At 70.4% G+C, this 25,385-nt stretch carries 21 protein-coding genes; 12 read left to right on the top strand and 9 right to left on the bottom strand.

The annotated features are described in order from the left end of the window. Position 1: 1 nt before the first annotated feature. The 4 genes from M9914_03110 to M9914_03095 all read right to left on the bottom strand — a co-directional run bounded on the left by M9914_03110 (position 2) and on the right by M9914_03095 (position 4,707). Positions 2-1,078: a hypothetical protein gene (locus tag M9914_03110; protein ID MCO5173156.1), complete on the bottom strand. Its 1,077-nt coding sequence runs from the start codon at positions 1,076-1,078 to the stop codon at positions 2-4. A gap of 58 nt (positions 1,079-1,136) precedes the next feature. Further along, on the bottom strand, positions 1,137-2,081 hold the full coding sequence (locus M9914_03105; GenBank protein MCO5173155.1) for an ABC transporter permease: 945 nt from the start codon (positions 2,079-2,081) through the stop codon (positions 1,137-1,139). Then, entirely contained in the window at positions 2,081-3,010 is a 930-nt protein-coding gene (locus M9914_03100; GenBank protein MCO5173154.1) for an ABC transporter permease, read from the bottom strand. Before M9914_03100 ends, M9914_03105 begins: the two co-directional genes overlap by 1 nt. A gap of 128 nt (positions 3,011-3,138) precedes the next feature. Next, a complete protein-coding gene (locus tag M9914_03095; GenBank protein MCO5173153.1) occupies positions 3,139-4,707 on the bottom strand; it encodes a peptide ABC transporter substrate-binding protein in 1,569 nt (522 codons plus the stop codon). A gap of 189 nt (positions 4,708-4,896) precedes the next feature. Here M9914_03095 and M9914_03090 point away from each other — a divergent pair, with 189 nt between their 5' ends. Beyond that, positions 4,897-5,937, top strand: a complete 1,041-nt coding sequence (locus tag M9914_03090; GenBank protein MCO5173152.1) for a LacI family transcriptional regulator — start codon at positions 4,897-4,899, stop codon at positions 5,935-5,937. A gap of 28 nt (positions 5,938-5,965) precedes the next feature. Here M9914_03090 and M9914_03085 read toward each other — a convergent pair whose 3' ends face one another. The 4 genes from M9914_03085 to M9914_03070 form a co-directional block, all read right to left on the bottom strand. Further along, the gene (locus M9914_03085) at positions 5,966-7,279 is read right to left on the bottom strand and encodes an aminopeptidase P N-terminal domain-containing protein (GenBank protein ID MCO5173151.1); all 1,314 of its coding nucleotides are present in this window, start codon (positions 7,277-7,279) and stop codon (positions 5,966-5,968) included. An 88-nt stretch (positions 7,280-7,367) separates the two neighbouring features. After that, a complete protein-coding gene (locus tag M9914_03080; GenBank protein ID MCO5173150.1) occupies positions 7,368-8,243 on the bottom strand; it encodes an amidohydrolase family protein in 876 nt (291 codons plus the stop codon). Continuing rightward, positions 8,240-9,178, bottom strand: coding sequence for an aldo/keto reductase (locus tag M9914_03075; GenBank protein MCO5173149.1), 939 nt, complete (start codon positions 9,176-9,178; stop codon positions 8,240-8,242). Before M9914_03075 ends, M9914_03080 begins: the two co-directional genes overlap by 4 nt. After that, complete coding sequence (locus M9914_03070) at positions 9,175-10,104, bottom strand: alcohol dehydrogenase catalytic domain-containing protein (protein MCO5173148.1); 930 nt, start codon at positions 10,102-10,104, stop codon at positions 9,175-9,177. The genes M9914_03075 and M9914_03070 overlap by 4 nt, the downstream gene beginning before the upstream one ends. 220 nt (positions 10,105-10,324) lie before the next feature. Between M9914_03070 and M9914_03065 the strand changes: the two genes are divergently transcribed. From M9914_03065 to M9914_03030, 8 genes are all read left to right on the top strand, one after another. After that, complete coding sequence (locus tag M9914_03065; GenBank protein ID MCO5173147.1) at positions 10,325-11,515, top strand: amidohydrolase family protein; 1,191 nt, start codon at positions 10,325-10,327, stop codon at positions 11,513-11,515. 11 nt (positions 11,516-11,526) lie between these two features. After that, on the top strand, positions 11,527-13,098 hold the full coding sequence (locus tag M9914_03060; protein ID MCO5173146.1) for an ABC transporter substrate-binding protein: 1,572 nt from the start codon (positions 11,527-11,529) through the stop codon (positions 13,096-13,098). A gap of 78 nt (positions 13,099-13,176) precedes the next feature. Beyond that, positions 13,177-14,097, top strand: a complete 921-nt coding sequence (locus tag M9914_03055; protein MCO5173145.1) for an ABC transporter permease — start codon at positions 13,177-13,179, stop codon at positions 14,095-14,097. A gap of 35 nt (positions 14,098-14,132) precedes the next feature. Then, positions 14,133-15,035, top strand: coding sequence for an ABC transporter permease (locus M9914_03050; GenBank protein ID MCO5173144.1), 903 nt, complete (start codon positions 14,133-14,135; stop codon positions 15,033-15,035). A gap of 7 nt (positions 15,036-15,042) precedes the next feature. Continuing rightward, positions 15,043-17,106, top strand: coding sequence for a prolyl oligopeptidase family serine peptidase (locus tag M9914_03045; protein ID MCO5173143.1), 2,064 nt, complete (start codon positions 15,043-15,045; stop codon positions 17,104-17,106). Continuing rightward, entirely contained in the window at positions 17,103-18,251 is a 1,149-nt protein-coding gene (locus M9914_03040; GenBank protein ID MCO5173142.1) for an amidase family protein, read from the top strand. The genes M9914_03045 and M9914_03040 overlap by 4 nt, the downstream gene beginning before the upstream one ends. A gap of 43 nt (positions 18,252-18,294) precedes the next feature. Further along, the gene (locus M9914_03035; GenBank protein MCO5173141.1) at positions 18,295-19,077 is read left to right on the top strand and encodes an IclR family transcriptional regulator; all 783 of its coding nucleotides are present in this window, start codon (positions 18,295-18,297) and stop codon (positions 19,075-19,077) included. A 113-nt stretch (positions 19,078-19,190) separates the two neighbouring features. Continuing rightward, entirely contained in the window at positions 19,191-20,927 is a 1,737-nt protein-coding gene (locus M9914_03030) for a tetratricopeptide repeat protein (GenBank protein MCO5173140.1), read from the top strand. Between the two features lie 25 nt (positions 20,928-20,952). Here the strand turns inward: M9914_03030 and M9914_03025 are convergent, their stop codons facing one another. After that, positions 20,953-21,906, bottom strand: a complete 954-nt coding sequence (locus tag M9914_03025; protein ID MCO5173139.1) for a DMT family transporter — start codon at positions 21,904-21,906, stop codon at positions 20,953-20,955. 352 nt (positions 21,907-22,258) lie between these two features. Here M9914_03025 and M9914_03020 point away from each other — a divergent pair, with 352 nt between their 5' ends. From M9914_03020 to M9914_03010, 3 genes are read left to right on the top strand one after another with little or no spacing between them, the layout of a single operon-like run. Next, complete coding sequence (locus M9914_03020; GenBank protein ID MCO5173138.1) at positions 22,259-23,545, top strand: hypothetical protein; 1,287 nt, start codon at positions 22,259-22,261, stop codon at positions 23,543-23,545. After that, positions 23,542-24,516 (top strand): metal ABC transporter substrate-binding protein, encoded by a 975-nt coding sequence (locus tag M9914_03015; protein ID MCO5173137.1) that lies wholly within the window; start codon positions 23,542-23,544, stop codon positions 24,514-24,516. Before M9914_03020 ends, M9914_03015 begins: the two co-directional genes overlap by 4 nt. After that, the gene (locus tag M9914_03010) at positions 24,516-25,385 is read left to right on the top strand and encodes a metal ABC transporter permease (GenBank protein MCO5173136.1); all 870 of its coding nucleotides are present in this window, start codon (positions 24,516-24,518) and stop codon (positions 25,383-25,385) included. Before M9914_03015 ends, M9914_03010 begins: the two co-directional genes overlap by 1 nt.

Here is a 25,385-nt window from a genome sequence, read left to right as displayed (position 1 = left end):
ACTACCTCCAATCGGCTGGCAGGATGCCGGCGGCGTGGGAAGGGAAGTGGGCGAGCAGTCGCACCGTCGCCTCGACGTCGTCGAGGTGGCAGAGCTGCACCGTGGAGTGCATGTAGCGGGTGGGCGCGCCGATGGTGGTCGCCCAGGCGCCGAGGTTCCGACGTTGGATCTCGGAGGCGTCGGTCGCCCCGCCGAGGTTGCGTTGGCAAGCTATCCCGTGACGCTCGCAGGTGGCCAGGAGGCCCGCGATCAGGCCGGGGTTGCCGATCGTGCGGTTGTCGACGAGGTAGATGCCCGTTCCTTCGCCGAGGGCGCATTGGCGCTCGTCCGGTGCCGCGTACGGCGTGTCGGACGGCAAGCTGCCATCGATGGCGAGGGCGATGTCCGGCTGGACGGCGTGCGCCGCCGTGGGCACGCCGCGCACGCCGACCTCCTCCTGGACCGTGCTGACCGCGTAGACGTCGATGGGGGGCGCCTCGATCCGCTTGAACGCCTCGATGAGGCAGTACACGCCGATGCGGTCGTCGAAGTTGCGCCCTACGACCACGTCATCGTTGAGGAGGTCGAACTCCGCCGCGAGGGTGATCACGTCGCCCATGTGGACCCGCTCGTGAACGTCGGCGGCCGCGCGACCGAGATCGATGTACAGCTCCTTCATGGGGAAGACGCGCTCCCGGTCCTGCGCGGTTCCGAGCCAGCCGGCTTGGGGGGCTATGACGCCCTTGAGCTCGTGCCTGCCGTTCTTGGTCCCGTGCACCACGACCCGCTCGCTGATCAGGGTCCGTGGGTCGAGGCCGCCGACGGCCTGGAAGCGGATGAAGCCGTCCGCGTCGACGTGCCTGACGAGCATGCCGATCTCGTCGACGTGCGCCGCGTACATGAGGCGGCGAGGCGGTACGCCTCCACTTGCTACGGCTCGCTTCAGGGCTATCACGTTGCCCATGCGGTCGCGCCAGATCTCGTCGGCGTGCGCCTCCAGCTCCGCGTAGACGATCTCCTGCGCTGCGTGTTCGAAGCCGGATACCCCGGGCGTGTTCACGAGTCGCTCCAGCAACCCGAGGTCGGTAGGCCGTGTCATCGCTCGATCATTCCGTTCTCGCCTTCCTCGCGCCCGTAAGGGCCGGCGCGATACGAACTCAGCGTGAGTGGGGGTCCAGGGCGTCGCGCAGCCCGTCGCCTAAGAAGTTGAAGGCCAACATGACGATCGCGAGGGCGAGCCCGGGGTAGATCGCCAGGTGTGGGTGGCTACGCATGGAGGAGAACCCCTCTGCGATCATCGTTCCCCAGGAGGGCGTGGGGGGCGTTACCCCGATGCCGATGAAGCTGAGGAACGCCTCCGTGCCGATGAAGGCTGGGATGGAGAGCGTCACCTGCACGATGAGCGGTCCGGCGATGGCCGGCACCAGGTGCTTGAAGATGATGCGGCGGTTGGACGCTCCCAGCGCTTTCGCGGCGGTGATGAACTCCGAGTGCCGCAGTGCCAGGGCCATGCCGCGGGTGAGGCGCGCCATGCCGACCCAGGACGTGAGGCTGATGCCCACGATGATGAGGAACATGCCGCCCAGGCTCGCGTCGAAGCGGCTGATGGCGGACATGACAGGGTTGCTGGCGATCCCTCCGCCGAAGCCGGTCTTGAAGGCCACCATCAGGAGGATGATGAAGAGCAGCCCGGGGAACGCGTAGAGCACGTCGACGATCCGCATCAACACGTCGTCGAGCCGGCCGCCGAAGTAACCCGCTATGACGCCGTACACGAGCCCAACGGTGAACGCGAAGAACGCGCCGAGGAAAGCGACGGCGAGCGAGATGCGCGTGCCGTAGATCAGGCGCGAGAGCATGTCGCGCCCGAGGAAGTCCGCTCCGAGTGGGAACCGCGCCCCGGGTCTGGCGAAGTTGGCCGACAGGTCCCCGGCTGCGTAGTCGTGTGGCGCGACCTGAGGAGCGAAGACCGCCACGAACACGAGGATGACGAGCACCCCGATGCTGAGCATGGCGGGCACGTTCCTGCGCAGGCTTCGCAGTGCTCGAGCCGCGGGCGCGTCGCTGCGCTTGCGCGACTCCGTCTGGGTGACGCCCACCATCAGCCGGCGTCCTCCAGGCGCATGCGGGGGTCGATGAGGTAGTAGGAGAGGTCAACCACCAGGTTCGAGACGACGAGCACCAGGGCGTAGAGAAGCGTGGTGCCCATGATGACCGGGTAGTCGCGGGACGCGACCGAATCGACGAAGTAGCGGCCGAGCCCTGGGATCGCGAAGATCTGCTCCACCACCATGGAACCCGTGACGAGCGAGGCGAAGAGCGGCCCGATCACCGTGATGACCGGTATGAGCGCGTTGCGCAGCGCATGCTTCGTGACGACCCGCTCCTCGGTCAGGCCCTTCGAACGGGCGGTGCGGATGAAGTCCTGGTGGATCGTCTGCAACATGCTGGCGCGCGTCAGGCGCGCGAGGACGGCGGCGCTACCGAGGCCGAGCGTCAAGGCGGGCAGGACGGCCTGTTGCCAGGTGCCCCAGCGCGCCACCGGCAACCAACCGAGCTCGAGCGCGAAGCCCCAGATGAGGAGCGGCCCCAGGGTCATCGCGGGAACCGACACGCCGGCTATGGCGACGAACATCCCGAGGTAGTCGACGAGGGTGTTCTGCCTCACGGCCGAGAGCACCCCGATAGGGACGCCGACCACGAGGGCGACGCCGAGGGCCAGCACTCCGAGGACGGCGGACGGCGGGAGGTGCTGGCGGATTATCTCGTTGACCGTGCGGTTGCGCTGAAGATATGAGGGGCCGAGGTCGCCGCGTACGGCGCGGCCCATGTAGTCCAGGTACTGCGTGACGAGCGGCTTGTCGAGACCGTAGAACGCCTCGAGGTTGGCCTTCACCTGCGGTGGCAGCGGCTTGTCCTCCGTGGCGAACGGACTGCCCGGCACCGAGTGCATCAGCAGGAACGTGACGACCGAGATGACGAGCAGTACCGGCACCAAGGCGAGGACGCGTCTGACTACGAGTACTGCCATTGCGGTCGGTCCCTTGAAAGGTGGCGGCCTGATGGACCGCGCCGTAGTGGTGTCGCGTGGGCATGGCCCGCGCGCGGCTGTCGGGGGCAACCGAGTGTACCCGGTTGCCCCCCGACCTTAGGTCTACTTCAGTCGAGCGTCCACTTCCAGAACGCGCGGTTGTAGCCGGGCGCGACCATGTCACGGTGGAGGCCCGGGCGGATCAGCAGGTTGACGGCGCCCCAGTAGATGGGGAGCGTGCCGGCTTCTTCCTGCACGAGGATACGCTCGGCCTGGGTGTAGAGCTCGGTGCGCTTGCCCACGTCCTGTTCGACGGCCGCCTCGGCGACCACGCGGTCGTACTCGGCGTTCCTGAGCAGCGCCTTGGAGCCGACGTCCGAAGTGAAGAGTTCGGCGTGGATGTTGTTGGCATCGGGGTAGTCCATGCCCCAGCCCATGCGCCAGACGTTGTAGGCGCCGTCGTTAGCGACCTGCGAGTACGTGGCCCCTTCGACCGACTGCAGTTCGACCTTGGCACCCAGCGTGTTCTGCCACATCTGCTGCACGGCCTGCGCGATGCGGCTGTTCGTCTCGGAGGCGTTGAAGGCGAGGGTGATGGTGGGCAGCCCTTGGCCGTTCGGGTAGCCGGCTTCGGCCAGGAGTTCCTTGGCGTGCTCGGGGTCGTACGGGATGCCGACGCCGGCGGATGCGGGGACGTGCCCGACGGAACCTGGAGGTGTGAGGGTCGGCGCGACGATCTCGCCGCCCTTGGTGATGAAGTCCACGATGGACTGCTTGTCGGTGGCTGCTGCGAACGCCTGGCGGACGAGGCGGTTGTCGAACGGTGCCCTGATGGCGTTGAAGTCGTAGCGGTAGAGCGTCGTGGACGGGCCGCTATGGAACTGTTGGCTAAGGACGGGGTCCGCCTTTATCCGGTCGAGGTCGTTGGCTGGGACCGCGACGGTGTCGAGGTCACCGCTCTCGTAGAGGGCGAGGGCCGTGGACTCCTGGGCGACGCGGTAGAGGTTGACCGTCTTGATCTGGACCTCGTCAGCGGCGTAGTAGCTGGGGTTGGCTTCCAGGACGGCGATGTCTTCCTGGTCGAGGCGCGTGAGCTTGTAGGGGCCGTTCACCACGACGTTCTCGGGCTGAGTCCAGGAAGCGCCGAAAGCGTCGATCGTCCACTGCGGCACGGCGTGCCCGATGGTCGCCAGGGACGAGAGGAACCAGGAAGCCGGCGCGGTGACCTCGACGGTGAGGGTGTGATCGTCGACGGCCGTCACACCGAGGGTCGTGAGGTCGGCGACCTCGCCCTGGTTGATCTCGCGGGCGCCCTTGACGATGTAGATGCGGTAGGCCATCGGAGCGGCCGTGGCGGGGTCGGCGATGCGCCTGAAGCCGTTCACGTAGTCTTGGGCCGTCACTGGGTTCCCGTCAGACCAGTTCCAGCCCTCGCGGATGTGGAAGGTGTAGGTGAGGCCGTCGTCCGAAACCGTCCAGGACTCGGCGCCGGCCGGCACGCTGCGGCCGGTGTCGAAGTCGTACTCGACGAGCGGCACGAACTGGTTGGACGTGAGATCGTACAACCAGTTGGCCGTCGGGTCGATGACGGCGGTGTTCTGGTCGAGCGTGACGTTCAAGGTCTGGGCGCTCACCAGGCCGGTGAGGAGGGTGAGCGCTGCGAGCAGCACCCTTACGGCGTTCCGGACTCGCGACATGTTGCACCTCCGTTGTGGCTTCGGCTTTGAGTGTAACGTTATACCTAGGGTCGGCATCTGTCAATCATTTAGACTCCCGGGAGTGATGAAAGGGGGCTGCAGCATGAGCGACGGGTCCACGCCGGTGAACGGTCAGGGGTGGCGATCTGGCGTAAGCGCGCAAGCCGGCTCGAGGTGCGCCGGATGGCGGTGAGACGTTCTACTCGCACGACCAAGCGCGTGACCTTGCGCGAGGTAGCCGAGGAGGCCGGCGTCTCCGTCGGCATGGCCAGCCGCGTCCTCTCGAACTACGGCTCGTTCAGCGCCAAGACCCAGAGCGCCGTCATGGCGGCCGCCGAGCAGCTGGACTACCGCCCGAACGCGTTGGCCCGCTCGCTGCGCGTCGGCCGCACCAAGGCCGTCGGAGTGGTGGTGTCGAATATCGTCAGCTACCACTGGACGACCTTCATCCGCGGCATCGAGGCCGCGGCGCAGGAGCGCGGCTACCAAGTGCTGCTCGGCACCACGGCCGACGACCCCGCGGTCGAGCGCCGTTACCTCAAGGCCCTCCAGGAACGGAACGTGGACGGCATCATCCTCTCGCCCGCGCCGGAGAACGAGGGGTTCGTGGCCAAGCTCATCGAGGACGGCGTGCGCATGGTCCTCGTCGAGTGCGCCAACCCCGAGCTCAAGGCGCCGCGGATCAACATCGACGACCGGCCCGCGGCCCAGCGCGCCACGGAGTACCTGCTCGCCTTGGGGCACCGCCGCATAGGGATCGTCGCCGGCAACCAGGCGTTGAGCTCGGGTCGGCGGCGGTTGGCGGGCTACCGGGACGCCCTCGCGGCGGCCGGGCTGAAGCCGGACGACGCGCTGGTCGGCCTCGGCGAGTACAGGTACGAGCCCGCCTACCGGTCGGTCGAGGCGCTCATGGCGCTGGCGAACCCGCCCACGGCGCTCCTCGTCTGCAACGAGCTGATGACCGGCGCCGCGCTGCAATGCCTCAAGGACCGCGGCGTGGACGTGCCGGGCAGCGTCTCGGTCGTCGCGTTCGACGACCCGGCCTGGACCTCGTTCATGCGGCCGGGCATCACGACGGTGCGCACGCCAAGGGTCGAGATGGCCCGGCTGGCCCTGCACACCATGCTCGCCATGCTCAACGATCCGTCGGGTCCGGCGGCCGCGCCTACCGAGAGCATCGTCACGACGGAGTTCGTCGTCAGGGAGAGCTGCCGGTCTGTGAGGCCGTAGCGCGCGTGGGTCGGTGGGCGGCCCCCGCTCAGGCCGTCTGCTCCCAGAGGCGCGCGTAGCCTTCGAACGGCCCGGGACCGGCCGCGCGCATCAAGGACTCCATCTCGTCCAGCTCGTAGGGCGCGTCGCTCGTGAGGTTCTCTGTGCCCGTCTCGGTGATCACCACCGTGTCCTCGACCCGTAGGTACTTGCGCTCCTCCGGGACGATCAGTTGCGGGTCGACGCTGATCACCATGCCGGGCCGCAGCTCCTCGCCCCGGTAGTGGCCGACGTCGTGGACCGCCATCCCGACGGGGTGGGACAGGTGGTAGGGGAACGCCAGCGCGCGCCGGGCCGCCTGCTCGTAGATCGGCTTCTCCCAGGCCGTCGAGTCCACGTGGGCGCGCATCCTCTCGGCGGCCTCTGCGTGGACCCGCTCGGCCGTGACGCCGGGGGCCAGCAGCTCGAGCAGCGTCAGGTGGTAGCGCACCATGTAGCCGTAGAGCTGGCGCTGGGTGGCGGTGTAGGCCCCGTTCACGGGCCACATGCGCGTGATGTCGGACGCGTAGTAGCGGTAATCGGGACCGCAGTCGAACAGCACGAGGTCGCCGTCTCGCAGCACGGCGTCGTTGGCGTTGTAGTGGCCGTACCACGCGTTGTCCCCGCTGGCGGCGATGGCGCGATAGGACACGTCGAGGGCGCCGTGGTCGAGGTAGACGAAGCGCGACGCAGCTTCCAGCTGGTACTCGGCGGCCCCCGGCCTGGTCGCGCGCAGCGCCGCCAACAGGCCGTGGGCGCTGAGGCGCCCGGCCCGGCGGAGCAGCTCCACCTCGGCGGGCGACTTCACGAGCCTGAGCGCGTCGAGCACGGGCGCCAGATCGCATAGCTCGGCCGCGGGCAGCCGTTCGCGCAGGAGCTTCACGAAGTGGCGGTTCCTGTCCAGGCGCCCGTCCCACGGGTCGGAGACGCGCTCCTGGCCGGCGCGCTGCAGGGTGTCCCACGACTGCAGCGCGCCCTCACCCTGGCGCAGCGGCGTGTGCAGCGACCGCACCCGCTCGAGGAACGCCGCCAGCTCGTCCAGGCCGTGCACCTGGTCGACGCCCGTCACGCGCTCGGCGTGCGCCGGGTCGGAGGCGCTAACGATGACGCCCTCGCTCTTGAGGCGGTGCCCCGGCTGGTAGGGCAGGAACAGGTGCGCGGTGTCGCCGTCGCGTCCGTCGATGGCCAGGTAGGCGTGTGGAGACTCTACGGGGCAGAGGTAGTAGAGGTCGTTGTACTGGCGGAAGCGAGCGTGGGCAGAAGGCTGCGGCGCGCCCTGGAGCAGCGCGACCGGCGCCGCGTGGCGCGTTCGCAAGGCAGCCATCAACCGCGAGCGTCTCTCCCTATGTTCCTGAAGCGTGATCATGCTGCTCCTTCCGACCGGCCCGGTCTGGTGCGCGAGGCGCGTAGGCTCATACGAGGCGGTAGAACCGGCGGGCGGTGCCCGCCAGCACGGCGGCTCGTTCCGCGGCGCTCAGGCCGGCCAGCGACCGCCTCGCCAGGTCGATGGTGGTCGAGTAGTCCGCCGCGCACGTGCAGACCGGCCAGTCCGAGCCGAGCATCACGCGCTCGGCCCCGAACGCCTCCAGCGCCACCTCCAGGTAGGGGAGCAGGTCGTCGGCTCGCCAGTCGACCCAGTCCGCTTCCGTGACGAGCCCCGAGAGCTTGCAGTAGACGTTGTCGCGCGCCGCGATGGCCCGGAGGTCGCTCGCCCACGGCTCGAACGCGCCGTCGGCGACGCGCGGCTTCGCCAGATGGTCGATCACGAAGCGCTGGTCGGGCAGGAGGTCGACGAGGGCCGTGGCCGGGCGCAGGTGCTCCGGCCGCAGCAGGAGGTCGTAGGCCAGGCCGGCGCGCTGGACCGCCTTGACGCCCCTCACGTGCCCGGGCGAGACGGCGTAGTCGAGGTCCGGCATGTCGTGGATGAGCTCCCGGGCCCCCACCAGGCGCGGCTCGGGCGCGAGTCGCTCCAGGTCGTGCTCGAGCCTCGGCGAGGAGAAGTCGAACCAGCCGACCACCCCGAGCACCGTTGGCTCGGCGACCGCCAGCTCGAGGAGCCATTCGGTCTCGCGCAGCATGCGTCTGGCCTGCACGGCGACCGTGCCGGTGACGCCGGCCGCCCGCATGAGCGGGGCGAGATCGGTGGGCAGGTGATCGCGCTTGAGGGCGGCCTGCTCTTCCGACATCCAGGGGTACTCGGCGGGATGGTAGCGCCAGAAGTGCTGGTGGGCGTCGATCGTCTCGGGAGGGGCCTGTCCTTCCGGGGCGTCGCAGGGAGCGACGCTCATGCCCCGTACGCCCATCGCCGGTTCATGACGGGCTCGAGCAGGCGCTGGACCTTGGCTACCAGGTCGAGGTCGGGAGGGCTGCCGAGCCACCCTAGGTTGCGCCTCAGGGTGCCCGGGTCGGCGCAGCTGAAGAGGGTGACGGGTAGGCGAGACTCCGAGGCGGCGAACTGCAGCGCCAGGCGCGCGATGGGCACGCCCAGGCTCGCCGTGAGGGCGGCGGCTTGCGCGAACAGGGCGCGCGCCTCGGGCGGCGCCGGGTGCCACGCCGCCGGCTCGCTGCCGCAGAGGAGGCCGCTGGCGAACGGGGCGGCGTTGATGACGCCGATCCCGCGGGACCCGAGCAGGGGAAGGAGCTCGTGCGCCCGCACGTCGCACAGGGTGTGGTGGTTGTGGAGCAGCGCCGCGTCCAGCCGGACCTCGAGCAGGGTGCGCTTCCACTGCTCCATGAAGTAGATGCCGGCACCGATCGCGCCGACGATCCCCTCGGCCTTGAGGGCGTTCAACGCGGGGAACCCCTCGGCGATGGCCTGGTCCATGTGACGCCCGCCCTGGTAGTCGAAGTCGTGCAGGTGCACGATGTCGAGGCGATCGGTCCCGAGGCGCTCGAGGCTCTCGGACACGGAACGCCTGACGCCGGACTCCGAGAAGTCGAAGCTGTCGACGCCGCTCTTCGAGGTCGTCTTGCCCGCCTTGGTCGAGAGGACGTAGCTCCCTCTAGGGACGCCGCGGAGCGCGCGCCCCAGCAGGGCCTCGGAGCGCGTGGCGCCGTAGGCCGGCGCCGTGTCGAACAGCGTCATGCCCGCCTCGAGGGCGGCGGCTACCGTGGCGATGGCGTCCGCCTCCGCGACCGGCCCGTACACCCCGCCGATGGCGGAGGCGCCGAGGCCGACGACGCTCACGTTCAGCCCGGTGCGACCGAGGGCGACGACCTTCACGACAGCCGCACCAGCGCCTTGACGAGCGCGGTCGACCCGCTCGCCCAACCGGGGAACTCGCGCACGGCGCCCTGCAGGTCCGTGCGGTCCGTGATCCATGTGCGCGGGTCCGTGGCCTCCGAGCGCAGGGCGCTCAGCACCTCCTCGAAGTCGCGGCGCGTGGCGTTGCGGCTCGCGAGGATGCTCAACTCCTTGCGGTGGACGGTGGGGTTCTCGAACGTGAGCTGGTGCCGGGTGTGCCCGACGAGCACCACCCGCCCTCCGGGGGCGACCAGGTCGGGAGCGGCCTGCATGGAGGCGACGTTGCCGGTAGCGTCGAAGACGACCGTCGGTAGCTCCCCTCCCAAGGCGTCGCGTAGGCGCTCCGCCAGTCGCTCGCCCCCTGCCACCGGCGTCGCGAGGCGCGTTCCCTCCATGAAGGCCAGGCGGTCGGGGCTGCGATCGACGCCGACGAGGCCGGCGCAGCGGCGGGCCGCGGCCGCCAGCACGCCGAGGCCGATGGGGCCCACGCCGATCACGGCTACCGTGTCGGTGGGCTCGAGGCGGGCACGCGCCGCGGCGTGCGCCCCGATGGCCAGCATCTCGGTGAGCGCGAGACGGTCGTCGTCGAGATCGTTGGCCGGCAGCAGCAGCCGTGACGGCAGGGTGAAGCGCTCCCTCAGGCCCCCGTCGACGTGGACGCCGAGCACGGTGAGCCGTTCGCAGCAGTTGCCCTTGCCGCGCTTGCATGCGCCGCACCGACCGCAGTCGAGGTACGGGATCACGGTGCAGCGATCGCCGACGGCGAGCCCGGGCGCGGGCGAGCCGAGCTCGAGGACCTCGACGGCCAGCTCGTGACCAGGCACGACGGGGTACTCGATCATCGGCTGATCGCCGAGGAAGGCGTGGAGGTCGGTGCCGCACACGCCGACGCTCAGCACCCTCACCAGCGCCTCGTTCGGCGCCGGCGGCCGTGGCTCCGGGAGCTCCACTGCCACCAACCGGCCTGGCTGTCGTAGGGATAGTGCGCGCATGAGCGTCTCCCTTGGGGTGGACTCAGTTGAGTATAACGATTTACCGAACGCCGCACGCCTTGCTTGCCGGTCGCCGGGGTGCTACCATTCCCTCAGTACGAAAAGAGTTTTTACTGTACGAAAGGATTTCGCGATGCAGGCTACGTTCAGGAACGGACGCCTCTTCCGAGAGGGACGGTTCCAAAGGGCTGACATCGAGGTCGTTGACGGGCGCATCGCCGCCATCAACGCTTCCACGGCCCCGGGCCGCGCTGGGACGGACGTGAACGAGGTCGACCTGGGCGGGGCCTTCGTGATCCCTGGCCTCGTCGACGCTCACACCCATCTCGTTCTCAGTCAGGATGCGGCGCGAGCCGAGCCGCTGAGCGCGCGGGTCCTCAAGGGCGTCAGGAACGCGCGTGTCCAGCTGCGCTCCGGTGTGACGAGCGTGCGCGACGTCGGCGGCCCGGGTCGGATCGCGGTCGAGCTGAAGGAGGCCATCCGCGCCGGCATGGTCGAGGGTCCGAGGGTCGACACCAGCGGCTCCTTCGTCTGTGCCCCCGGCGGTCACGTCAGCTACTGGGGGCGGGAGGCGACCGGCGAGGAGGAAGCGCGGCTGGCCGTGCGCGAGCAGCGCGCCGCGGGCGCCGATTTCATCAAGATCATGGCGAGCGGCGGCGTCGCCGACGAAGGCGAGGACCCGGAGGCCCCGCAGTTCGAGCCCGGAGAGCTGCGGGCGCTGGTCTCAGAGGCCGCCTCGACGGGCACCTACGTGGCCGCCCACGCGCACCCCGCGACGGCCATCCGGCTCTGCCTCGAGGCGGGGGTCCGCACCATCGAGCACGCGAGCTTCATCGACGAACGCGGGGTAGAGCTGGCGGTGGAGCGCGGGGCCTACATCGTCCCGACGTTCATCGTCTACGACGTGATCGCCCGCTCCGAGACCCTAGGCGGCTTCCAACGCGACCTCGCCGCGCGGGTGCTCGAGAAGAAGGCGGAGGCCTTCCTCGCAGCGGTGGCCGCCGGCGTCAAGTGGGGGGCCGGCACCGACGCGGGCACCTACATGCCGCAAGGGCAGCTCTGGCAGGAGCTCCTCTTCATCGAGCGCCTCGGCGTTCCCGCCGAGGCCGTCCTCACGGCCGCCACGCGGACGAACGCGGAGATCCTGCAGACGGACGAGATCGGTCGCCTCGAGCCGGGCGCCTGGGCCGACCTGCTCGTACTGGCCGCCGACCCGACCGCCGATCTGACCACGCTCAGCACCCCCACCCTCGTCGTGAAGGGCGGGGTAGTCGTTCACCGAGACCAGAACTCGGCGCCGCCCTCGGCGTCCAACCCAGCATGAGGAGGAAGAAGATGAAGCTCAGAACGGTAGTTGGCTCGTTGCTAGCCTGCTTGGCCATCGCCCTCACCGGCGTCGGCCTGGCGCAGACGGCCGGAGGCTCGGTCGTCATCGCCATCAACGCGGAGCCGGACTCGCTCGACCCGCAGAAGAGCGCCACGGCCGTCGTCAACCAGGTCATGCGCTACATCGGCGACACCCTCGTCAACAAGGACCTGGACGGCAACTACATCCCCGGCCTTGCCACTTCCTGGGCGCCGTCGGCCGACGACACGGTCTGGACCTTCACCCTGCGCGAGGGCGTCACGTTCCATAACGGCAGGCCCGTGAACGCCGAGGCCGTGCGGGCGTCGTTCCTGCGCGCCAAGGACCCGGCCACCCAGAGCGCGGTGGCGGCGGGGCTCCTGGCACCCGTCGACGACGTCGTCGCGGTGGGCGAGTACACGCTGGAGTTCCACCTCGCCAGGCCGTACTACTTGCTGATCGAGAACCTCACCCAGCAGGCGCTCGCCGTCATCGACGCGCAAGCGGCGGCGGAGCTCGGTGCCGACTTCAACCGCCGACCCGTGCTCACCGGTCCCTGGAAGGTCGGGCCGTGGGCGAGCGGCAGCCAGATCACCCTCGAGCGCAACCCCGACTACGCTTGGGGTCCCGAGTACGCTCACGACGGCGCCGCCTACCTGGACACGATCGTCTTCCAGGTGATCCCCGACCAGGCCACGGCTACGGCCGCGTTCCTCGCCGGGAACGTCGACCTCCTGACCGTCGCGCCGAGCGATGTCGAGCAGCTCAGCGACGCCGGCGGCTACACGATGCTCAGCTTCATGCGTAAGGGCCTGGGCCTCTACATGGCCTACAACGTCAACAAGGCGCCGTTCGACGATCCGCTCGTCCGCCGGGCCATGGCGTACCTCATCGACAAGGACGCGCTCGTCGCCGTGTCCTTGCGCGGTCTCGGCCAGCCCGCCTGCGGGCCGCTTCCGCCCAGCATCCTGGGCTATTGGGACGGCATCTGCGACTACGCGGCGCCTTACGACCCGGCGCGTGGCCTCGAGATCCTCGCAGAGGCCGGTTACACCCAGCAGGGCGGCAAGCTCGTCAAGGACGGCCAACCCCTCGCCTTCTCCATCATCACGTCGAGCACCTACGGCTGGCCCCAGTCCGCGCAGGTCGTGCAGGCCATGCTGAAGGAGCTGGGCATCACCGTGGACGTCGAGCTGGTCGAGCACACGACGCTGCTCGCCCAGGGCCGCGAGGGCGCGCACCAGGCCATCTTCCTCGGCTACACCTACACGTCGGCGGACATCCTCAACTCCTACCTGAACTCCGCCAACATCGGCACCGGCTACAACTGGGCGCATTACGCCGACCCCGAGATCGACTCGCGCCTCGCGCTCACGCGCGGCACGTCGGACGACGCCCTGCGCGCCGAGACCTACGCCGAGCTCCAGCGGATGGTCCTCGACCTGGGCCTCTGGCTCCCTCTATGGATCAACGACAACTACATCGCGTTGCAGCCGCGCGTCGAGGGTGCGCAGCTGAGCAAGGAAGGCTTCGTCGCCCTCCTCGACGCCTACGTGAAGTAACGAGTCACGCGGCGGTGGGACGCGGATCCGGCGTCCCACCGCCCCCGGCGGCGCAGCGCCGGCAAGATCGGAACCTGAATGGCGTCTCGGCTATCCGGTAAGCTCCTGGCCCTCGTCGTCGTGCTGGTGGGGGTCTCGCTCGCCACGTTCCTGATGATCCACGCGGTGCCGGGCGATCCGGCGTTCGCGCTGCTGGGGGACCAGGCGACTGCCTCCGACATCGCGCGCGTGCGCCGCGACCTCGGCCTGGACAGACCGTTGCCCGAGCAGTACGTGCGGTACGTGGCCCGCGCGGTGCAGGGCGATCTCGGCACCAGTATCAGGACGGGCCAGCCCGTCATCCAGGCGATCAAGGAACGCTTCCCTTCCACTATCTACCTGACCATCGGGGCTATCTTCCTGTCCACGCTCTCCGGTCTGGCCGTCGGCGTCCTGGCCGCCGTCAGCAAGAGCAGGGTCGTCGAGTTCCTCGTATCCGTGTTCCCGCTCGTCGGCCTCTCGTTGCCGACGTTCTGGTCGGGGCTCCTGCTCATCACGCTCTTCGGTCTGGTCCTCAAGTGGGTACCGGTGGTCGGCGACGCCGGGTGGCGGAGCCTGGTCCTGCCCGCCGTGGCCCTGGCCCTGCCGACCTCGGCGGTCGTAGCCCGGATGACCCGTACGACGATGCTCGCCACGATGAGCGAGGAGTTCGTGCGCACGGCCAGGGCGAAGGGCGTGCCGGGCAGGCTCGTCGTCTACAAGCACGCGCTCAAGGCCGCGCTCATCCCGGTGGTGACGGTGGTCAGCCTCCAGTTCGGCGCGTTGCTCGGCGGAGCCATCGTGGTCGAGAGCGTCTTCGCGCGGCCGGGGTTGGGCAGGCTGGCGGTCGAGGCCATCCTCGCCCGCGACTTTCCCGTCATCCAGGGCGTGGTCCTCGTGTCGGCCGTGGTGTTCGTTCTCGTCAACTTCGCCGCCGAGATGGCGTACTCGCTCCTCGACCCGAGGATCTCCAAGAGCTGATGGCCCGCTCGACGGGAACCACGAAGGGAAGGGGAGTGGCAGGCGCCGCGCCCGAGGGCCGCTCGGAGGCCGCCCGAGGCGATTCCCACGGGCGGCGCGTCAGGCGCGCGCTCCTGCGGCGCTTCCGCCGACCCGGAGCGCTCCTCGGCGTCGTCCTGTTGCTCGTACTGCTCGCGGCCGCGGTCCTCGCACCGAGCATCCAGCGCCACGACCCGACCGCCATCCACTACCGCGCACTGCAAGTCGGCCCCGACGCCGAGTTCTGGTTCGGCACCGACGACCTGGGGCGCAGCGTCTTCGCGCGCGTGCTTCACGGCCTGCGGACGTCGCTGCTGATCGGCGCGGCGTCGGTCGGCCTCGCCCTCGTGATCGGCGTGCCGCTCGGGCTCGTGGCGGGGTACGCGGGAGGGCGTCTCGACGCGCTGATCGTCAGGTTGCTCGAGATCGACCTGGCGTTCCCGTCCATACTCCTGGCCATCGCCATCGTGGCCGTCCTCGGCCCGGGGACCATGAACACGGTGTACGCCATCGCGGCCTCGACGGTGCCCATCTACGCCCTCACCGTGCGGTCCACGACGCGCGCCCTCGCCCAGCGCGACTACGTGCAGGCCGCTCGTGCCCTGGGCGCCGGCGACTGGCGCATCCTCCTGCGTCACCTGCTGCCCGGCGTCGTGCCGCCGCTCCTGGTCATCACGACCGTGAACGTCGGCTCGGCCGTCCTCGCCGCCGCCGGGCTCGGCTACCTGGGCCTCGGCGCCCAGCCGCCCACCCCCGAGCTCGGCACCATGCTCAGCGAGGCGCGGGCCTACCTGCGGCAGGCCTGGTGGATGTCGGTGTTCCCCGGCCTCACCATCACGTGCCTGGTGCTCGCGATGAACCTCGTGGGGGACGCGCTCGGCGACGTCTACGACGTGCGCTCGGCAGGGAAGAGGGGCTGAGGTGGGAGTGTCGGACACGCAGCGCCTGCCGGCGGCCACCTCGGGTTTCACGGCCTCCCGTTCCGCTGCTGCGACGATCGCCGCCGTTACCGAGCGCGTCGTCGGCACGGCGTACCCGGTGGCGCTGCTCGCCGCCGCCGACGGCAGCGGCTTCGCCGCGTTCGTCCGCTCCCCTGCGGGCGACGTCACCAGGCTGATCGAGCGCGACGGGACCGTGGCGCACGACCTGCCCGGGGTGGTGCAGGCGCGCTGGCACGCCGGCGGGTTCGTGCGCAACGCGCAGGCAGGGCTGGAACGCTGGTCCTGGGAGAACGACGAGCCGGAGCGCCTGGGTCGGTGGCCCGGGCGCAGGGTCTCCGCCGCCGTAGGCCCCGACCTCTGGTTGGCCGGGCCCGATACGCTCTGGCGCCACGCCCCCGACGGCTCCCAAGCGTTGGAGGTCGGGTTGGGCGCTCGCCTGCTCGGCGACGTCGCGGCTGCTCCTGACGGGGGGACAGTCGCCGTGCGGGTGGCGGAGGGCGACGGGAGCTCCTCGTCCCTGCTGGCGCTCGCGCGCGACGGGGTCGAGCTCCGGCGGTGGCACGAGCGGGGGTGGTGCATGCTAGCGCCGTCGTTCGCGGGCGCCGGGCGGCTGGTGGTCACCCGCATGTCGCGCGACTCGCAGCGGCGCCAAGTCGCTGTTCTCGACCTCGCGAGCGGAGCGATGACCGAGCTGGTGTCCGAGACGAGCGGCAAGGGGTTCGCCCCCCTGCCGCCCGCCGTCGCTGCCGGCGACACCATCTGTTACGTGCGCTACGTCGAAGGTTGGCCCCTCGTCTGCGTGCTCGACCTCCTTACGGGCCGCGAGCGGGTCGTGAACCCGGGGCGGCACGAAGACCTCACCGACGTGCACGACGAGCCCGCCTTCTCGCCCAGTGCCAGGTTCCTCGCGTTCAACAGCAGCGCCGCCGGCCTGCGCGAGCGGCACCTCTACACGTTCGACGTCGCCGCCGGCGTCCTGGCGCGGCGTTCCGAAGCGCTGGGCGCCACCGGCGCCAAGGCGTGGTTGGGCGACGAAGCGTTGGTGTTCGTGGAGTCGGATGCCGGTGCTGGGGCGGCGCTGCGGCTACTGCTTCCCGACGGTTCGACCATCGGCGTCGCCGACGCCCTGCGCGGTCGGGGCGACGCTTCCGCGCGGTCGCCTGGCGGCCGGTCCGCGCCCCGCGACCCGGCGGAGGCCGCGATCAAACCCCGCGGCCGTGAGGTGCCGTTGCCGCTGCCCATCACTGTCTGCACGCCCGACCGCGCCGTCCCTGCCGACCTCTACCTGCCTGGCGGCATCGGAGCGGGGCAGAGACGCCCGGCGCTCGTCTACGCGCACGGCGGCGTGTTCAGGCAGCTCACGCGCGGCTACCCCGCCAGCTACGCGTACACGCTCCTGCACGAGATCAACCTTGGCCTCGTCGAGCTGGGGTTCGTCGTGATGTCCGTCGAGTACCGGGGCAGCATGGGGTTCGGGTTGGAGCACGAGCAGGCGAACCACATGGCGTGCGGTGTCGCCGACACCCTGGATTGCGCCGCGGCAGCGAGCTACCTGGCGGCGCTGCCGTACGTGGATCCGGCTCGGATCGGCATCTGGGGGCTAAGTTGGGGTGGCACCCTGACCCTGCAGGCGCTCGTGCGGCATCCGAAGACGTTCGCGGCCGGGGTGAGCCTCGCCGGCATCTGGGACTTCGACCAGCGCGCCAGGTACTGGAACGAGTTGCAGACGGGCCAACCCATCTACTTCGACGGGCGCATGGGGAGCGCGTTCGGGACCCGGGAGCGCGCCCGCGCCTCCGCTCGCGAGCTGGCCGGGCAGCTCGAGGCCCCGCTGCTCAGCTTGCACGGCACGTTGGACGAATCCGTCGACTACCCCCAACAGCTGCTCCTGGAGGCCGACGCGGCGAGGCTAGGCAAGAGCGTGGAGACCGTGACGTTCCCTGGCGAGAAGCACGTGTTCGGCACGGCGGACGCATGGCGCAAGGCGGTGCCACGGATCCTCGGCTTCCTGCTCGACAACCTTGGGCGCCAGGGGTCGACGGGGGAGTGAGCGGCGTACCGACGGTGACGGCGCCGTTCAGCGTCGACCTCCGGGCAGCTCGCGCGCCCTCCGCCGGGGAAGGCTGGACCTTCGCCTGCAAGGAGATGTTCGACGTGGCCGGCCACCCCGCCACCTGCGGTCACCCGCGGTTCGCCGCCTTGCGCGGGAGCCGGCCGACGAGCGCCGTCGTGAGCCACTTCCAGGCGGCGGGGGCGGTGCTCCTCGGGAAGACCATCCAGAGCGAGCTGGCCTTCTCTAGCCTCGGCGAGAGCCGGTTCTACCCGGTGCCCGTCAACCCCCGGTGGCCCGGTCGCGTGCCGGGCGGCTCCTCGAGCGGTTGCGCCGCGGCGGTGGCGAGCGGCTCGGTCTCGTTCTCCCTCGCCACGGACAGCGCGGGCAGCGCCAGGATCCCGGCGGCCTGTTGCGGCGTGCTCGGCCTCTCGCTCGGCGCGTTGGGCGCATGGTTACGCGACGCGGTCGTGCTTTCGCCGACGTGCGACCAGCTCGGCGTGCTCGCGCCCGACCACGCTTCCCTGCGCCGGGCCGTGGAGCGACTCATCGACCTGACCGAGGCGAGCCATCCGCCACGCGTCGTGGTGCCGGAAGACCTCGTCGCCGCCCACTGCAGCCGCGGGGTCGCGAGGCGGTTCGGACGCGTCGTCGGCCGGTTGCGGGCGGAAGGTGTCGCGGTCGAGGCGTGCGACAGCGCCGCTCTCATGGAGAGCGAGCGGGTACAGCGAAGAGAAGGGGTCCTCGTCCTGGCCGAGATAGCCATGAGCCTCGCCGACTTCCTCCGCGAGGTCGAGGACGTGTCGCCCGCGGTGCGGGGGCGCCTCGCCCCCTACCTGGGTTGGAGCGATGCCCGGGTCGACGAGCTGAGGAGCCGCGTGCTCGCCCCCCTGGTGGCGTTCAGGCAACGCGAGGACGCGCCGCTCCTGCTGCCGACGCTCCCCGTGCCGCCGCCGAAGCTCGGCGCTCCGGCGGCCCTAGGGAGCCTGACGAAGTTTGCTAACCTGCTTTCAGAGAGTTCTATTTCGGTGCCGACGCCGGAGGTAGGGTGCAGCGTCATGCTCATGGCGGACCGGCCTGCGGAGTTGCTGGCCTTCTCGAGACTGCTAGCCTCGATGCGCAGGCGTACGGGGGTCGAGGCGTGACGACGACCCGGGCGGACGCGCCCCACGGCGCCAGGGGGACGATGTGACGGACAGACCCGGGGCCTCGACCAAGTACCAGGTGCGCGCGGTGAGCGCAGCCTTCAAGATCCTAGGTGGGTTGGCCGAGACGCCCCGCCAGACGCTCTCGCAACTCTCGTCGTCGCTGGCGATGAGCAACTCGCTGATCTACCGGATGCTCGCCACCCTCGAGGGCGAGGGCATGGTGTACCGGGACCATCACCGGCGCTACTCGCTCGGGTCGCGCGCCATGTACCTCGGCTACCAGGCGCAACGCAGCCTGCCGGTCAACGAGGTCGCCCAACCGGTCATAGAGCGCTTGGTGGAAGCCACGTCCGAGACCGTGCACCTGGTGCTCCGAGCCGGCCTCGAGCGCGTGATCGTGGCCATGAAGGAGTCGCCGCAGCCGGTTAGGGTCTCGACGCCCATAGGCACGAAGTTCCCCATGTACTACGGCGGAACGGGGCTATGCATGTTCGCGTACCTGCCCGGCGAGCTGCAGGAGCAGATCCTCAGCCGCGAGTTGCAGCCCAAGACCCCGCTCATGGAGCGCGACCCGACCAGGATCCGTGAGCTCGCCCGCACCATCAAGGAGCGCGGTTACCACGTCGCCGTCGGGGACTTCGCGAACGACGCGTTCTCCATCGCGGCGCCCGTCTTCGGCACGGACGGTCACGTGCTCGGCGCGATCTGCGTCGTGGGGCCCGACAGCAGGCTCACCGAGGAGGCCCAGGGGCGGGCCGTCGCGGCGGTCAAGGCGGCGGCCGGCGAGATCTCCGCGGCGCTGGGGTACGTCGGCGGGCAGTGACGCCCAGCCCTCGTGCGGCCTCCGGCTCCCGCACCCGGTAACATGCTCGAGCAGAAACTCTAGGTCGGACCGCAGCGGACCGCGTCCGCGCGGCCGTCGTTCAGGAGGCGAAAGTGGAGCGAGCGGCTGATCTCGGCGCGGCCGGCGGCGGCCATCACGACCTGGGCCCGTACTCGCGGCGAGTGCGTACGGCCTCCCCGGAAGCGCAGCTCTGGTTCGACCGCGGCCTGGCCTGGTGCTACGGCTACCACCACGAGGAGGCCATCCGTTGCTTCCAGCGCGCGGCGAGCGCCGACCCCGGCTGCGCGATGGCATGGTGGGGCGTCGCGTACGCGGCCGGCTGCAACTACAACAAGCCCTGGGAAGCGTTCCTCGAGGAGGAGCGGCGCGAGGCCCTCGCCTTGGCCCACGGTGCCGCGCGCGCGGCCGTCGAGGCCGTGCGGGCCGCGGGGGCGGACGCATGGCCCGTCGAGGCGGCGCTCGCGGAGGCCCTCGTGCGCCGCTACCCCGCTTCCGAGGTGGCGTCCGACGCGCCGCCCTTCCAGGCGTGGAACGACGACTACGCGGATGCGATGCGCGCGGTCCATGCGGCCCACCCGCACGACCCGGACGTCGCGGCCCTGTTCGCGGAGGCGCTCATCAACCGGACGCCGTGGAAGCTATGGGAATTGGCGACCGGTGAGCCAGCGACCGGGGCCGATACCCTCGAGGCGCAGACCGTCCTCGAGAAGGCGCTGGCCGAGCGCGACGCCGGCGGCGGGCAAGGGCATCCCGGGCTGCTGCACCTGTACATCCACACGATGGAGATGTCGCCGCGTCCCGAGGCGGCGCTGCGAGCGGCCGACGCGTTGCGCGATCTCGTGCCCGACTCGGGTCACCTGCGCCACATGCCCTCGCACATCGACGTCCTGTGCGGCAACTATCACGACTCGCTCGTGGCGAACGAGCTGGGGATGGCGGCGGACGACCGCCTCTTCGCGCGCGGAGGCGGCGGGGACTTCTACACGCTCTACCGCTGCCACAACATCCACTTCAAGATCTACTCCGCGCTCTTCCTCGGCCAGCTCGGACCGGCGCTCGAGGGCGCCAGGCAGTTGGAGGAGGCGTTGCCTGAGAGCCTGCTGCGCGTGGAGCTGCCGCCCATGGCGGACTGGCTCGAGGGCTTCCTGAGCATGCGCGTGCACGCGCTCATCCGCTTCGGGCGCTGGCACGACGTTCTGGCCCTGCCGCTGCCGGCCGACCCGGACCTCTACTGCGTGACGACCGCCATGACGCGCTACGCGCGCGGGGTGGCCCTCGCGGCCCTCGGCGACGTGCCGGGCGCGCGCGAGGAGCAGCGCGCGTTCGAGGCCGCCGTGGCGCGGGTGCCCGCCAGCCGGACCGTGTTCAATAACACGTGCCTCGACATCCTGGCGGTAGCCGCCAAGATGCTCGAAGGTGAGATCCTGTACCGAGCCCGCGAGTACGCCGCGGCGTTCGAGGCGCTGCGGGAAGCCATCGCCCTCTCCGACACCTTGCCTTACGACGAGCCTTGGGCCTGGATGCAGCCCGTACGCCACGCGCTAGGCGCGCTGCTCCTCGAACGCGGTCGCGCGGCGGAGGCCTTGGAGGCGTACCGGGAGGACCTCGGCCTGAGCGGCAGCGTGCCGCGCGCGTTGCAGCACCCCGACAACGTGTGGGCGTTGCACGGCCTGGTCGAGTGTTACGAGCGCCTCGGGAGGCAGGCGGAGGCGGAGCCGTTCAGGCAGCGGCTGGCGGTGGCGCTCGCGCGGGCGGACGTACGGATAGGCTCGTCGTGCTTCTGCAGGCTGGAGGAGCGGTCGGCGGGCGAGGGCTCCTGCTGCGGCTGACGGCGGTCGCGTTAGGTCCTTGGCCCTACGCCGCTCGTTTGCGTAAGGGGCGCTCGTCCGGCGGTCGACGGCCCCGCCCGCGCCTAGCGCGCTTCTGCACCAGCTCGCCGAGCGTGCCGGTGGAGACGGCGGCGCCCGTCAGGAGTAGCGGCACCGCCAAGATGAACCATGGGCTCAGCCCGACGTGGAAGACGGTGAGGTCCAGGACGCCGGCCCAGATGAGCGAGAGGTACTCGAACGGGGCGAGGGTCGAGGCCTCGGCGTAGCGGTACGAGAGCGTCATGGCTATGTGCGCCAGGCCGCCGACCAGGCCGGCGAGCACGAGCATGGCGAGGGTGCCTGCGCTCGGTGAGACCCAGCCCGTCGGGAGCGTGAAGAGCGAGGCGGCGGCCGAGACGAGCACGAAGTAGAGGGCGATGGCGCCGGGCGACTCCGTGGTGCCCAGCCGCCGCACCTGGATCATCGCGCCGGCCGAGAGGACCGCGGAGAGTAGGCCGAGGCCGTAGCCGACGAGGCGCGGCGTGTCGATCGTCGTCCCCACCAGTTGCGGCAGCGTGAGCACGAGGACGCCGCACATCCCCAGGAAGATCCCCGTCAGCTTGGAGCGAGTGAGGACCTCCTTGAGGAGGAGGCCGCCGAGGAGCGCGGTCAGGAGCGGCGCCACGTAGCCGACGAGCGTCGAGTCGGCGAGCGGCAGTCGGGCGATCGCCGCGAAGGACAAGAACATCCCGCCGGTGCCGAGGGCCGAACGGGCGAGGTGGCCGAGCGGGCGCTTGGTGGCTAGGCCCCGGGGGAACTCGCCGCGCGCCAAGAGGAAGATCATTAGGGGTATGACGGCGAAGGCGGAGCGGAAGAAGACGACCTGACCGACCGGCGCCTCGTGACTCGCGAGCTTCACGAACACCGCCATGCAGGCGAAGAAGGCGGTGGATACGACGCGTAGCAGGATGCCGCGTAGCGTCGGGTCGGCGGGGTTCATACGGGGTGGGGCGCGCACGCAAGGCGGGGGTGACGGTCGCGCACGATCCAGACACTAAGCGGCCGAGCGCGGGTCGTAGCGCCGGCCGAGGCGCCCAAAGGGCGCCTGCGCCGGTCCGCGCCTTGAGCGGATGGCATCCCGGTCGGCGTCGGTAGCCTCAGCGACGGACTTCCCGGGTGGGTTCCGAGTCGGCTCCGCTGGTCGGTCCCGCGAGTCGGTATTGCATGTCGGTGGTCGGACACATATACTCCGAATCCTTGGTGTTGCGAATGAGTCGCAACTGCATCTTAAGCCAAGGAGGGAGAAAGCGATGCACACGCAGAACCGGGTTAGCGCGCTCTCGAGACTTCTGATGGCGTTGTTGGCATGCCTGTGGTTCGCGACGGGCGCGGTGTCCGCTCAAGGGCAGGCGCAGGGCGCGCCCGCGCACGAGCACGATGCGGACGGGCACGACCACGCGGATCACGACGACGAACACGGACACGAGGACGCGGATCACGACCACGATCATGGCCATGAGGACGCCGATCATGATGACCACGATCACGACGCTGCGGGCGTAGCGGGCATACGCCTGCTCCTCGGCCAGGCAGGTGGGTCGCAGGCCTACGTCGTCAGCGCGCAGGACGGGACGGTGCTCGGGACTTTCAGCGTCCCAGGCGCCAGCAGCGTGCAGCAGCTGGCCGACACCCGCTACGGAGCGCTCGTCCATACGGACGCGAACCGCGTGACCTTCGTGTACTCCGGCCTCTCGGCCGTCGATCACGGGAACCACATGGACCTCCTCCTCGGCAACCCCTACGTGCTCGCCACCATCAACACGGGTCGCCAGCCCATCCACTTCGTCAGCATGGGGAACGACATCGCGGTGTTCAACGACGCCGACGGCACCGCGGCCTGGTTCGACTCACGCCTCCTCGGGGCGTCCATCGACTACGAGACCATCACGGCCTCGGCGCCAGACCACGGCTCGCTCGTGCCGCTGGACGGTTACATGGCCCTCGGGCTCTACTCCGCCAACTCCCTGGAGGTGCGCGACGAGAACAGCGTGCTCCGGGCGACGTTCCCGGGGTGTGACGCCGTTCACGGCCAAGCGCGCCTCGGTGGCAGGGCCGTGTTCGCTTGCGCCAACGGTGTCATGGTCGTGCGCCAGCTCCCGGGCGGCGTGTTCACCGCCAGCCTGTTGCCCAACCCCGCCGGGTCGCAGGACCGCGTGAGCCACTTCGAGGCCGCCGGCGCCGAGCAGTACGTGGTCGGTAACTTCGGCACCGGCTTCGCGGTGGTAGACCCGGTCGCCCTCACCTTCGCGACCTACCGGACCGAAGGCACGCAGCTCGGTGGCGCGCTCTTCGAGGACGGTGAGCGCTTCGCGCGCCTGGGCAGCGACGGCCGCCTACGCAGCTTCGACCTGGCCACAGGCCGTGAACTCGGCTCCGTCGCCGTGGTGGACGAACTCCTGCCCGGCGCCGTCAGACCGGCCATCACCGCGGCAGGCGACCTGGCCTTCGTGACCGACCCGACGGCTCGTGCCGTCGTGGTCGTCGACCTCCACACGATGACCGTCACCGACCGGCTCGCGCTCGACTTCAGGCCGGACGGCATCGCGCTCCTCCAGCTTCCCGGGGCGGTGCTGCATTGAGAACGCCACTCGCCCTAGGCGAGTTCGCACGCCGCCCGAAGCTGCCCTGGGGCGCGGGCCGGTCCGCCCAGTCGGTTCGGGCCAGGGTCGCTTGGCTGCTGCTGGTCGCCGGCCTGTTCGGGGCGGCGCGCGCCGAGGTGCCCAAGGTCGTCGTGACGCTCCACCCGCTCTACGCCCTGGTGCGGGAGGTCGCGGGCGACGAGGCCGAGGTGACGCGGCTCCTGCCCCCCGGCGTTTCGCCCCATACGTACGACCCGAGCCCCGGTGACCTCAAGCGGATCGCGCAGGCCGACCTGCTGGTCATGAACGGCGGCCTCGACCTCTGGGCGGGGAAGCTCCTCGACGCGAGCGGTGGTCGGGCGGCCGCGCTCGAGCTGACCGAGCTGCCCGAGGTGCGCAAGCTCGTAACGGAGGAGTTCCCCGAGTCGGTCGCCGTCGCTGACGACGGCGCGGTGATCAGCATGAACCCCCACCTGTGGCTGACCCCGACGGTGATGGCGGCGGCCATGCCCGCGCTCGGCGAGGCGTTGGCGGCCGCCGCGCCGGCAAGCGCGGAGCGCTTCCGCGCGCGCGCCGCCGAGGCGCAAGAACGCCTCCTGGAACTGGACGCCGAACTCTCGGCCCTGCTCGCGCCCATCGCGGGCTCGCCGTTCGTGCCGTTCCACGACGCGTGGCCCTACTTCGCCTCCCGGTACGGTCTCGACCTGGTCGTGGAGATCGAGCCCTACCCCGGCCGCGAGCCTAGCCCCGCCTACCTCAAGGAGGCGCTCGGGCTCATCCGCAACAGCGGCGCCACCGTCATCTTCAGCGAGTCGCAGCTCAACAGGCGTCCGGCCGAGGTCCTGGCGGACGAGGCCGGCGTGGACCTGTTCGAACTCGACCCCCTCGGCGGCGTGGCGGGCAGGCAGGGCTACGCGGACTTGCTCCTCTGGAACGCCGGCGTGCTGCTCGAGGCCTTCGGCGAGGACTGATGCTAGGGGAACTGCGCGACGCCTTCGCCTTCACCTTCATGCAGCGCGCGCTGCTCGCAGGCTCGCTGATCGCCGTGGCGAGCGGCCTGCTCGGGACGTTCGTGGTGCAGAGGCGCCTGGCCTACCTCGGCGACGGGCTCGCGCACGCGGCGTTCGGCGGCACGGGGGTGGGCGCTTTCGTGCTCGTGGCGGCGGGTCAGTACGGCGCCAGGAGCGAGTTCCTCAGGCACCCGCTCCTGATCGCCCTGCCGGCCGCCTTGGCGACCGGCCTGCTCATCACGTACGTCAAGCGGCGCACGCAACTATCGAGCGACACCACGATCGGCGTCTTCCTGGCAGTGGCCGTGGCCGTCGGGCTCTTCTTCTTCACGCGCATCCCGGTCGACACGCCACTGGGCTTCGACATCATGGACGTCCTGTTCGGGAGCATCCTAGCGGTAGGGCGGGTGGACCTCATCGCCATCGCCGCCATCACGGCCCTGGCCGGCGCCGTCCTGGCGCGGGCGTGGGGGAAGCTCGCCTACGCGACGTTCGACGAGGAGCTGGCGCGCTCCGACGGCGTGAACACGGCCAGGCTCGAGTACCTGCTAGTCGGCACCACGGCCGCCGTCGTGGCGGCGAGCTCCGTCGTCGTCGGGGTGGTGCTCATGACCGCGTACCTCGTCATCCCGGCGGCCACCGCGCGCCTCGGTTCGCTCACGTTGCTCGGCATGACCGTCAAGGCCGTCGCGATCGGTGTGGCCACGACGGGGGCCGGCCTGCTCGGGGCGTTCCTGTTCGACGCCCCTACCAGCAGCATGCTCATCCTCATGCAGGCCGGGGTGTTCGGGGTGGTGGCGGTGGGGCGGGCCGTGGCCGGGCGTACGTAG

It is taken from the genome of Trueperaceae bacterium, assembly GCA_023954415.1.
Classification (GTDB): domain Bacteria; phylum Deinococcota; class Deinococci; order Deinococcales; family Trueperaceae; genus JAAYYF01.
This window is presented reverse-complemented; position numbering and strand designations above follow the sequence as displayed.